9 protein-coding genes are annotated in these 12,461 nt (G+C 37.8%); 6 read left to right on the top strand and 3 right to left on the bottom strand.

What is annotated here, in order from left to right; translation table 11 throughout:
- A partial coding sequence (locus DK866_RS19465; protein WP_162557038.1) for a BapA/Bap/LapF family prefix-like domain-containing protein occupies positions 1-942 on the bottom strand: 942 nt, incomplete at its 3' end.
- Between the two features lie 1,095 nt (positions 943-2,037).
- The gene (locus DK866_RS19460; RefSeq protein WP_109410216.1) at positions 2,038-2,823 is read right to left on the bottom strand and encodes an AraC family transcriptional regulator; all 786 of its coding nucleotides are present in this window, start codon (positions 2,821-2,823) and stop codon (positions 2,038-2,040) included.
- Between the two features lie 447 nt (positions 2,824-3,270).
- On the opposite strand from DK866_RS19460, the gene DK866_RS19455 reads away from it, so the two are divergent.
- From DK866_RS19455 to dmsD, 4 genes are all read left to right on the top strand, one after another.
- Entirely contained in the window at positions 3,271-5,691 is a 2,421-nt protein-coding gene (locus tag DK866_RS19455) for a DMSO/selenate family reductase complex A subunit (RefSeq protein WP_109410215.1), read from the top strand.
- Entirely contained in the window at positions 5,688-6,329 is a 642-nt protein-coding gene (locus tag DK866_RS19450) for a DMSO/selenate family reductase complex B subunit (protein ID WP_075673997.1), read from the top strand. Before DK866_RS19455 ends, DK866_RS19450 begins: the two co-directional genes overlap by 4 nt.
- The gene (locus DK866_RS19445) at positions 6,326-7,225 is read left to right on the top strand and encodes a dimethyl sulfoxide reductase anchor subunit family protein (RefSeq protein WP_109410214.1); all 900 of its coding nucleotides are present in this window, start codon (positions 6,326-6,328) and stop codon (positions 7,223-7,225) included. Before DK866_RS19450 ends, DK866_RS19445 begins: the two co-directional genes overlap by 4 nt.
- A gap of 81 nt (positions 7,226-7,306) precedes the next feature.
- Positions 7,307-7,876 (top strand): Tat proofreading chaperone DmsD, encoded by a 570-nt coding sequence (gene dmsD / locus DK866_RS19440; RefSeq protein WP_109410213.1) that lies wholly within the window; start codon positions 7,307-7,309, stop codon positions 7,874-7,876.
- A gap of 102 nt (positions 7,877-7,978) precedes the next feature.
- Here the strand turns inward: dmsD and norR are convergent, their stop codons facing one another.
- Positions 7,979-9,493: a nitric oxide reductase transcriptional regulator NorR gene (gene norR, locus DK866_RS19435; RefSeq protein WP_109410212.1), complete on the bottom strand. Its 1,515-nt coding sequence runs from the start codon at positions 9,491-9,493 to the stop codon at positions 7,979-7,981.
- Positions 9,494-9,683: 190 nt separating this feature from the next.
- Between norR and norV the strand changes: the two genes are divergently transcribed.
- Positions 9,684-11,132, top strand: a complete 1,449-nt coding sequence (gene norV, locus DK866_RS19430; RefSeq protein ID WP_109410211.1) for an anaerobic nitric oxide reductase flavorubredoxin — start codon at positions 9,684-9,686, stop codon at positions 11,130-11,132.
- Positions 11,129-12,283, top strand: coding sequence for an NADH:flavorubredoxin reductase NorW (norW, locus tag DK866_RS19425; protein ID WP_109410210.1), 1,155 nt, complete (start codon positions 11,129-11,131; stop codon positions 12,281-12,283). Before norV ends, norW begins: the two co-directional genes overlap by 4 nt.
- The last annotated feature ends 178 nt before the right edge of the window (positions 12,284-12,461 follow it).

The following is a 12,461-nucleotide window of genomic DNA, read 5'->3' as shown; positions in this document are numbered from 1 at the left end:
CGCCGCAGTTTTTGCCGCTTGGGCTAACGTTAAGGCATCAGTAATTTGCTGACCAATCAACTCAGCCGCATTATCCAATTTCGCTTTAACTTCGGCTTTTTCTTTGTCAGACGCATCATCCGGCAGATCGTCGATCGCCGTATCAGTGTCATCAATCGCCTTTTTCTGCTCTAACTCTAATTGCAGTTTCTCTAATAACTTACCTAACTCATCTAATGTTTTACCGAGAGAGTCAGTATTCGTTGTTAATAGCTCTTTGGCTTGATCTATAATTTTTGAATCAACATTAAGCTTTTCGCCTTGCTCAATTAATTCATTTAATTCAGTTTTTAATTTATCAATTAGAGCAAGTGCTGTTGTTGCATCTTTATGAGCTTCTAACGCTAAATCTAGATCTTTCTCATCACCTGTTTTTTGTGCTTTTTCAGTTGCTTCTGCAGCTTTATCAACAAGACTTTTTGCTGCATCAATGATTTTCTTCAAATCTAATGATTTATCGACAATCAGTTTTTCAGCTAACTCTTTTTCAGTTGGCTGTGGTGGCGTCACATGATCTGATGAACCACCACTACTGCTACTTGAAGAAGAAGCTATTGCGATCCCTGCACCAAGAACGGCAGCACCAATAGCGATAGAAAACCATTCGCCACCAGTTAAACCTAATAAATTTTCACTATCTGTTGCATCATCTAATTTATTAAAAATAAGCTCTAATTTATCTGAATTAGGTGTTAAGGATGCTTTGTATTGAACACCATCCATTTCTACAATAAAGTAATTTTCAGATGTATTAAAAAAATCATTAATAACTAATTTCTCACCGTTATTTTTAACAATAATAAGGTTATTATCGTCTTTAATGATTGTTTTTATTTCCGATCGACTTATTTTTATAACTTGGCCTTTCTCTATATTTATTTCATTTCCAGTCTGATTGTTCATAAATAATCTCACCGTTAATAATCAATCTTTTTTGGATTACATTTTTAGGATTGGTTATATTTATATAAGATTATGAAAACACACATTTTATGCATATTTAAGTAATCCTAACTTCATATTTAAATATGAAATTAACCTACATTGCCTTTAAAAAACAAAGGAAATCCTTTTATAAATTTAATAAAAACAAATGAAAGTAGGCATATAAATAACCTTATCGGTATCATATAAGCAATATTATTTAATTAAAGTCTTTAAAAGATAGGTGATGTTAATTTAGAGGTAAAACCCAAGCCATATATATAGATATAATTATTTGTTTTCACAATTAATGCTATTTCAAATAATTTTAAATCCTGAAATATATTTTTTGTTAATTTAATACCTTATTTATATGTTTTACACTTCAAAAAAATCTATTTATATACTCCTCACACAATCATAAACAGATAATCTTATTTGGTATAAAAATACGATTAAAAATAAAATTTTATAAGAAGAGCTATTTTCAGCCATATAAATACATGGAAACCTAGAATATTAAATTATCATTTAAATATACTTAGTGATTTCTTTTTAAAAAAAGATAAAAAACAGGTTAAGAGATTGTACCAGTTAAAAACAATCAACCAATTCAAAAAGTTAAAACTAAATCACTGATCAAGTTTAATTAAAAAAGAGAAATCCCACCTATTTTTAAACGCTAAAATCAAGTAACAAAAAAGAAACATTTGATTAACAAATCACTTAAGAAAAATAAATGTGATAGTATATTTACTCATTTTTTATCCGCATTCATTCCAATTTATATTTTATAATTCACTATTAAATTAAAAACTTTAACTTTTTATTCTGTTTAAGTATGTATCGCCTTATCTTTCAAATGTATTTTTAATAGAAGATATCTATTATTCGATTTACTCTTTTTTTGATATGCAAAAAGCCTCCTTATACAAGGCCCCCTTGATTTATTCGTCTTTTTTCAGCATTACATTACTAAAATTTTGCCGATAAGAGAGATGTCAAATACTCAGATAAAAGACTGAGCACAGATCATTTGATAACCAAATTTTAGATATTTGCTATAGATATCAACTAAAACCTATCAATATCCAGCGCATCCATACTAAAATGAGAAGGCGATTGCCCCATCTGTTTTTTGAACATTGTCGAGAATGAACCGGCACTGTTATAACCCAAGTCAAAGGCAATTTCAGTAATACCGCGTCCAGATAAGATTTGTGTTAATGAATTCAATAAGCAAACTTGTTGTCGCCATTGTGAAAACGACATTCCTGTTTGTTGACGGAAAAAACGGCTAAAAGAGCGTTCACTTTTATGTAATTTATCTGCCCATTGTTGTGGTAAAGAATCTATTTTCGGGTTACGAATAAAATCACGACATAATTTAGCTAATTTACTATCTTGTGGAATAGGCGCAAAAAACGGTAACGGTTTTGCTTTCGCTAACTCACATAAGATTAACTGCATTAAAAGGCCATCTCGTCCTTTTTTATCATATTCTGCAGGCACATCTACAGCTTCAAGCAATAGTTGACGAAAAAGAGGGGAAACACTGACAACTTCACATTGTTTGCTATGACGAGGAGCTGCGGAAGGTTCGATATACAAGCTTCGAGTACTCACATCTAACATACGAGTTTCATGCCCAGTTTCTGGTGGGATCCACACACCACAAGATGGTGGAATAACCCACTCACCATCCTCTGTACTCACTTCAATTAATCCTGTAGCCGGGTATAAAAATTGCGCTCGACGATGTTGATGTGTTTCTAACAACGTATTGGGCAAATAGTCTGTACCCAGCGCAATAACATCTCGATCAAGTGAATCAACGCTTTTTAACGGTACATTTCTCACAGTTTGGGTCACTCTCTTTTTATTTTCGTCCTTTTTAATATAGCAGTTCTCACGCACTCTACACACTGGCAAATAATGAGCTATATAATTAAAATCGTTATATATTTAAATAAATAACGAAAGTGTCTTATGTGAAATTTCAACCTTCTTGATATCTATTTAATAAACCCTATTAACAATCAAAAAACGAGCTTTTAACACCCTTAGTAAATAGGCTGAAATTCGAATGTCATTGTCTGGTTTTAGAATGTTGGCAAAAGATTAATCAACTACTATCCCTCTCGCAGATGTTAATTCAAGCATTCTGCAATTATCTATGCATTCAATAATAATGCAGCGGATACCAGACATTCCCTTTATTCATAGCCTAGAAAAATCACGCACATTCTTTATATCAAGTATCGGGTATATCGGGATCCGCCTATTATGTTTAAGGTAGAGTTCATTATGAGCAATCAGTCCGAACACGATCGTGATACAAAGAGCATTCTCAACGATGTTAGCCGCCGTCACTTTATTCAAGCGAGCTCAGCATTAGTCACCCTTCCTTTTCTCGCATCAAACTCTTTTGCTGCGACAACAGATAACGCTATCCCAGTAAAATCAATAACAACCGAAGATGGTGAACGCGTTGTTTCAACTTGCAGTAGCTTTGACTGTGGCGGTAAATGTGATATTCGAGCCCATGTAAAAGATGGCAAAGTTACCCGTATTAGCACACGTCCTGATGCTGATCTAGATGAAGAGATGCCTATTATGCGTGCCTGCGTTCGAGGCCGCGGTTATCGAAAATTTGTCTATCATCCAGACCGTTTAAAGTACCCAATGAAACGCGTTGGTAAACGTGGAGAAGGTAAATTTGAACGAATCACTTGGGAAGAAGCAACCACTCTTATTGCGCAAAATATGCAGCGTATTAACCAGCAATATGGTCCTGCATCACGCTTTGTCAGCTTAAGCACAGGGGTTACTGGCGGTATTTTCTCTGGTGCGAATATGTTACGTCGCCTGTTTAATATCACAGGGGGTTTTCTAGAAAACTATCACTCTGTTAGTAATGGAAATACCCTTGCAGTCACTCCTTATACTTACGGTACAGCGGCCAGTGGTAGTACACTTGATACATTAGAAAATACCCCTCTTGTGATTTTATGGGGCCATAACCCTAACGAAACGATTTTTGGTCACTCAAACCATTTTTTCCAAAAAATGAAGAAAAATGGCACTAAATTTATTGTCGTTGACCCTCGTTATTCTGATACCGCCTCTTCTTTAGCAGATCAATGGATACCGTTATTACCAACAACGGATAATGCCATGATGGATGCGATGATGTATGTCATCGTAAGCGAAAATCTGCACGACCAAGCCTTTATCGATAAATACACTGTCGGCTTTGACGAACACCAAATGCCTGAAGGTGTGGGTGAAAATGAGTCTTTAGTTGCCTATTTAATGGGTAAAAAAGATGGCATTAAGAAAACCCCAGAATGGGCTGAAACCATCACTAAAGTGCCAGCAGATACTATTAAACAATTAGCTCGCGAATATGCATCCACAAAACCAGCAGCATTGATGCAAGGTTGGGGGCCTCAGCGCCATATTTGTGGTGAACGGACGGCACGCGGTGCAACATTACTTGCCACTATCACCGGTAATGTGGGTGTTCGTGGTGGTTGGGCTGCTGGCTATGGTATGGCTTTAAACTCTGAATTGCGTAAAACCATCGCAGGGCCAAGCCTATTAACCAACCCAGTAAAAGCGAAAATTAATATCACCAACTGGGTGCAAGCGTGTGAAGACAAAAATTTAGTCACACCACAAAATGGGTTACTGAATGCCGAGAAACTTGATACTGAAATCAAGATGATTTTCTCAATGGCGGGTAACTACATGACGAACCAAAATACCGATATTCTTCATGCTGCAAAAGTACTTGAAGATGAATCGAAAGTAGAATTTATCGTTTGTAGTGATCTGTATCTAACCCCAAGTGCAAAATATGCCGATATTTTACTACCTGAAACCAGTTTCTTAGAACGCTGGAATATCGGTGGTACATGGAGTTATGGCGACTACATTATTCTTTCTGAAAAAGTCATCGAGCCTGAATTTGAACGTCGTACTGACTATGATTGGTTACGTGAAGTTGCCGATAAATTAGGGGTGGGTGAACAATTTAGCGAAGGCAAAGAGACTGATCGCGATTGGATTGAATATTTAGTCAATGACGCAAGTGTTAAGCGTCCTGAAGACGGCATTCCAACCTTTAAAGAACTATTAGTTAAACGTCGTCATCTCTTAAAACATCGTCCACATACTCAAAATGTGGCATTTGAGAAAAATATCCAAGATATCGAGAATAATCCATTCCCAACGCCATCGGGCAAAATTGAGATTTTCTCTAAGCGTTTATATGACATGAATAATGTCGATATTCCTGCACTCTCTCATTATGTGCCTGCCATTGAAGGCCCTGAAGATACGTTAACGAATAAATTTCCGCTACAACTTATCACATGGAAAGGGCGTAACCGCGCAAACTCAACACAATTTGCCAACCCTTGGTTACAAGAAGTACAGCGCCAAGAACTCTGGATTAACCCATTAGATGCCCAAGATAGAAATATTAAAGAGGGCGAAAAAGTCAAAGTGTATAACGATCGTGGGGTAACGATGGTTCCCGTCAAATTAACACAACGAATTATGCCTGGTGTCGTTGCCTTGCAAGCGGGTGCTTGGTGGCAACCTGATGCAAAAGGCATAGATCAAGGTGGATGTGCCAACGTATTAACATCATCCCGTAGCACCGCAATGGCACACGGCAATGCTCACCAAACATTATTGGTCGAGGTAGCAAAAGCATGAGTAAATTTATCGTTTATCCCGCTGTGAGCAACAAACAGCTAGGGTTTTATATCGACAGCGCTCGCTGTTCAGGTTGTAAGGCGTGTCAGGTTGCGTGTAAAGATAAAAACAATCTTGATGTTGGACGCAAATTTCGTCGTGTCTATGAAATCACTGGTGGCGGTTATACTCGCAATCCTAAAGGCGCGCTAGTCAATAATGTCTTTGCTTACACGTTGTCTATCTCTTGTAACCACTGTGACGACCCTATTTGTGTTAAAAACTGCCCAACAACAGCAATGCATAAGCGTGAAGGCGATGGCATTGTCATGGTAGATACTGACAAATGTGTCGGTTGCGGTGCTTGTGCGTGGTCTTGCCCTTATGGCGCACCACAAATGAATCCAGAAACCAAACAGATGTCGAAATGCGACTTTTGTATCGATTTACAGCAAAAAGGTGAACAACCGGTTTGTGTTGCAACTTGTCCTTTAGGTGCAATCCAATTTGGTCCTATTGATGAACTGCGTGAACGTTATGGTGATTTAGATTATGTCACGGGTTTACCTTCCCCTGAAATAACGCATCCAAACCTTGTTATTAACCCACATCAGGGTGCCAATAATGATGGAATTAATAATAAGGGAGAAAGAAAATGAATGAATGGTCATTGTTAATCTTCACATTTATGATGAATGCGACTATTGGTCTTGCACTAACAACAGGGCTTTTTGCTCGTCGCCTTTCTCATTATCTCAATGCAGAAAGCTACTATCGCTTTATGCTGTTAGCCTTATTTGTGATTTGTGGGTTAGCTGGTTTAGGCTCTATCGCTTCAATTACTCACTTAGGTGTGCCATTAAATGCCCCTAATGCCATTAGAAATGTTTTTTCTGCTTGGCTAAGTCGTGAAGTAGCCGTCACTGCTATTTTTGTCGGTTGCTTAGGATTAACCTTTTTATGGCTCTGGCGCACTCGCAAACTCTCAATGCTGTTATTAAGTACCAGTATTCTGATTGGGCTATTTGATATTTATTGCATGGCATCGATTTATCGCCATACCTCCATTTTGACATGGATGGACCCTAATACTTACGTGATGTTCTTCGGCGCGATGCTAACGCTTGGTGCCACTATTTTCTTTTTGCTGATCAAAGTATTACAACGCATAGGCAGTAAGTTAGGTATTGAAATACCACAAGACTCTTTCCCCATGCGTTGGAAATGGCAATTATGGGGAATAATGGCATTTAGCTTAATCGGTCGATTACTGTATCAACCTTTTTATGAGCAATATTTAACTAGCACACTCTATAGCCAAAAATCGGTGACATTTCCGTTATCACCTATTCAAGTGTATTACTCCATTGGTTCGTTACGTACTACCTGTTGGATCTTAGCCACCTTTGCAGTATTAGCTTGTGGCTATAGTTTAGTGAAATTCCTAGCCCCTAAAAATCAAGGTAAATCAACTGAGTCTATTTTTGTACTTGGCTGTGTGATCGCAATTATCGCTGACTTTATGTTGCGCTATGTTTTCTACTCAATTCACTAGTAGTCATTGAGCAAGTCGTTTAAATAATAAAAAAAACAAACCTCATTGATTGGGGTTTGTTTTAAGGAAGTATCAAAAATTATGAGCAGACTCTCTTATTATGCGGCTGCATTTAATTTATTGGGAATTTGTTATTTATTCCCACCTGATGATGACACCAATAAAACTGCACTCAACTTTTTTAAAACTGGGGATTTTGCAGCGCAGTGGCCTTGTAAAATTGAAAGCCGTCTATGTGAACGTTTAATGAATTCTGCTTCTATCGATACAGAACAATTAAAAACTCAATGGCAAAATCTTTTTGTTGGCCCTAATGCTTTACCAGCCCCTCCTTGGGGGTCGGTCTATTTAGATCCTGAAGGTTTATTACAAGGGGATTCTACCCTTGCATTGAGTGAGTTTTTAAAACGGGAACGTTTAAAAGTAAATACGCCTTTTCCAGAGCCTGTTGATCATATCGGTTTGATGTTATTTCAAGCGGCGGTATTGGCATCAGAAAAAAGAGAAGACGCAGTTAATGAATTACTTTCCCTTCATTTGACTACATGGCTACCTCACTATTTAAATAAATTAAAAATGAGTGGGTATAGCCAATTTTATAGCACGTTAACAGAACTGGTAACCATCACGGTGAACGCATTCAGAAAATAGAAATTTATTAACAACTTATCATCCTAACATAATTATTTAAGGTAATTTGGACCACGCACCCAGATTACCTTTTTTCGTTTAGGTCATTCCTTTTTAAAATTATTATGATTTTAGCCCTAAGCGTTTTGTCAAACGACGTAAGTTAGCCGGATCAAGCGATAATTCTCGTGCAGTTGCCGCCCAATTTTGGTTATTACGTAGTAATGCTTGTTTAATTAAATCCCGCTGAAATTCATCCGTTGCTTCTTTTAAATTCTTTTCTTCAGAAGGTAATGTTTGAGAGGCTGAGTGAACTGGATTTTCAGCCCCTAAAGCAAAATGGCTAACTTGTAAAATAAGGCTATCGGTTTTATTTCCAGCTCTTGCCAACACAATTGCTCGATGAATGGTATGTTCTAATTCACGCACATTACCTGGCCAAGAATAGTGTAATAAATAAAGGCGTAATTCAGGACTAATAATCACTTGCGTGAGGTTAAAACGCTGACGATATTGCTCGCAGAAATAACCTACTAATAGCAAAATATCTTCATCTCTTTCTCGTAATGGCGGAACATGTAAAGGAAAAATGCTTAACCGATGGAAAAGATCGGCACGGAAATTGCCCGCTAATACTTCTTCCCATAAATCACGATTCGTTGCCGCTAATACACGGACATTAACGCGCAAATTACGATCGTCACCAATACGTTGAATATCGCCATATTGTAAAACACGCAGTAATTTTGCTTGGAGTGATAATGATAACTCCCCAATTTCATCAAGGAATAACGTTCCATTATCCGCCATTTCAAATTTACCACTACGATGGCTAATTGCGCCGGTAAAAGCCCCTTTCACATGCCCAAATAATTCACTTTCTGCCACACTCTCAGGAAGTGCTGCACAATTTAAATAGACTAACGGATTATCTGCACGATTAGACATTTCATGAATGGCTTTGACCACCAGCTCTTTACCCGTTCCCGTTTCGCCACTCACCAAAATATTCATATCTGCGGGTGCAACAATTTCTATCTCTTTTTTCAGTTGCATCATCGAAGGCGATAAACCAATAATTTCTGTTTTTACTGTGGGCTTAAACGTATTGGTTGGCGTAAATAACATATTTTGATTTTCGAGTTGCTCAATCAATAACGCATTATTTAATGCACCAGAAGTTAATGCTGCAATTAAACGTAATTCTTCATCACTAAAAGTATCGAACTGATGAGGGTCCATTCCATCAAGTGTTAACGTACCAATTAAATCTTGCCCTGCAAATAACGGTAACCCCACACAAGCATGCACTTTTAAATGCTCTCTATCTGGAATAAGGCCATCATAAGGATCGGGTAAATCACTGTCCGCGGGAAAACGCACCACATCCCCTGCTCGCGCTATAGTTTCGAGACGAGGATGCCCTTCTAGTAAAAAACGACGCCCTAATACATCAGGCACAAGGCCATCTATGGCTAATGGGATAAACTGATGAGGCTCATAACGAAGCAATGCCGCGGCATCGCAATTTAGCACTTGCCGAAGTGTGGTCACCAGTCGCTGAAATCTATCTTGGTGACCAACATCTTTTTGTAATTCAATGGCAATTTTAGCCAACACATCAACAGAAAAACCCATAAAAACACCTCATAGTCATTATGACCGCTATTATGGTCATTTTGACATGATAAAGATAGTCATATTGACAATATATAAATAGCCATAAAAATAAAAACTGTTTTAAAACAATAAGATAAAAACTGGCACACTTCTTGATTATATCAATACATATCCCGATAAAAAGATTAATGAGAAGGAACAACACAAAATGGCTATTCATGTTAAAAATAATGTTAATTGGGTTGGACAACGTGACTGGGAAGTTCGTGATTTTCATGGCACTGAATACAAAACATTATTAGGTAGTAGCTATAACAGCTACCTAATACGTGAAGAAAAAAATGTGCTTATTGATACCGTTGACCATAAATTCAGTCGTGAATTTGTACAAAATTTACGAACACAAATTAATCTGGAAGAGATTGATTACATTATTATTAATCATGCAGAAGAAGATCACGCAGGTGCACTCACTGAGTTGATGTCTTTTATTCCTAATACCCCGATTTATTGCACAGCAAACGCCATTGATTCAATCAATGGGCATCATCATCACCCTGAATGGAATTTTAATATCGTTAAAACAGGCGATAGCCTAGATATTGGCAATGGCAAGCAACTAATTTTTGTTGAAACGCCAATGCTACATTGGCCTGACAGTATGATGACCTATTTGAGTGGTGATGCGATTTTATTTAGTAATGATGCCTTTGGTCAGCACTATTGTGATGAACGGTTGTTTAACGATGAAGTTGATCAAAACGAATTATTTGAACAATGCCAACGTTATTACGCTAATATCTTGACGCCATTTAGCCGCCTTGTAACACCGAAAATTAATGAAATCTTAGGCTTTAATTTACCTGTCGATATGATTGCCACTTCTCACGGTGTGGTATGGCGTGATAATCCAACACAAATTGTTGAATTATATCTAAAATGGGCGGCAGACTATCAAGAAGATCGTATCACTATTTTCTATGACACCATGTCTAACAATACCCGTATGATGGCAGATGCCATTGCACAAGGTATCAATGAAATTGACCCCAATGTATTTGTCAAAAGCTATAACGTCGCCAAAAGTGATAAAAATGACATTATCACCAGTGCGTTTCGTTCTAAAGGCGTGCTTGTTGGTTCATCAACGATGAATAATGTCATGATGCCAAAAATTGCCGCCATGCTTGAAGAAATGACAGGCTTACGTTTTCGTAATAAAAAAGCGGCTGCTTTCGGGAGTTATGGTTGGAATGGTGGTGCAGTTGACCGCATTCAAACTCGCTTAATGGATGCCGGATTTGAAACCGCACTAGCACTAAAAACCAAATGGCGCCCAGATATGCAAGCACAAGAAATTTGTCGTGAATATGGCCGTGAACTTGCACGCCAATGGGCTTTAGCGCCACTTCCAGCAACTCAACCTTGTTGTACAACCTCATCACAACCTGAAATTACCACTAGTGTTGAAGCAATCGACTTAGGCCCACGTATGCAATGCAGTGTGTGCCAATGGATTTACGATCCGGCAGTAGGTGAACCAATGCAAAACGTTCAACCTAATACACCATGGAGTGAAGTTCCTGATAGCTTCTTATGCCCTGAATGCTCATTAGGAAAGGATGTCTTTGATGTACTTGCAAAGGAGGCAAAATGAGCACAGATCTCCTCAGTAGTGGGATTGTCATTATTGGTGCGGGCTTCGCTGCGCGCCAATTAGTTAAAAATATTCGCAAATTTAATGCAGATATTCCCATTACTTTAATTGCATCAGACAGTATTGATGAATATAACAAGCCGGATTTAAGCCATGTTATTAGTCAGGCTCAAAATGCGGATGATCTAACAAAACAAACAGCCCAAGAGTTTGCACAACAATATCAACTAGCCATTTATCCTTATACACAAATTGTTGATATTAATACGGATGAAAAACGCATTCAAAGTGCCAAAGATGAACAATGGCATTACGATAAATTGGTATTAGCCACTGGAGCCAAAACTTATTGTCCTGCTATTTCAGGCCATGAACTAATGTTTACACTTAATAGTCAACAAGAGTACCGAGCTTATGAAACACAAATTCGCCAAGCTAAACGTATATTAATTTTAGGGGCTGGATTAATTGGCACTGAATTAGCGATGGACTTTAGTCAAGCAGGCAAAGAAGTGATCCTTGCAGATATTTCAGGGCAATTATTATCTTCTTTGATCCCCTCCGATCTCAGTGGTCGTTTGCAATCAAGCCTTACTGAAATAGGTGTACGCTTAATGCTGAAATCACCATTACAGTCATTAACACAAACCGATAACGGTATTTTAGCGACATTTAATCAACATCATCAATTAACGGTTGATTGCGTTATTGCTGCTACAGGACTCGTACCCAATATGGAATTAGCTCACCTTGCGGGTTTACATACCGATCGTGGAATTATGGTAAATGAATATCTGCAAAGCAGTAATAGTGATATTTATGCCTTAGGGGATTGTGCACAAATCAACGGTAACTTATTACCTTTTTTACAGCCAATACAATTAAGTGCGATGCATTTAGCCAAATCACTCGTAGGTGAAAATAATACTCCACTGAATTTACCACCAATGATTATTCGTGTGAAAACACCGTTAATGCCCCTACATCTTGCCGGTGAAACCGCACGTAATGACTTAACGTGGAATATTAATACAACACAATCTGGTGTTATCGCTAAAGGCTTTGATGAGAATGACGTATTACGTGCCTTTGTGGTAACGGAAGAACAAGTAAAAGAAGCTTTTGCATTATTAAGAGCACTGTCTGCTTAATTTAAATAGTGATATCGCTAAACAAAGCCAGCAACGCTATAACTTAAATAGACGCAAATAGATACTCTAAATAATTCGAGGTGTAGCTAGGCGACAAGTAAATGAGTCGCTAGGAGCATACATAAGTATGTGACTAGTGCGAATGAACGCAGTCAACAACGCTACAACTTAAATAGAT

This window comes from Proteus genomosp. 4 str. ATCC 51469 (assembly GCF_003144375.1).
Taxonomy (GTDB): domain Bacteria; phylum Pseudomonadota; class Gammaproteobacteria; order Enterobacterales; family Enterobacteriaceae; genus Proteus.
This window is presented reverse-complemented; position numbering and strand designations above follow the sequence as displayed.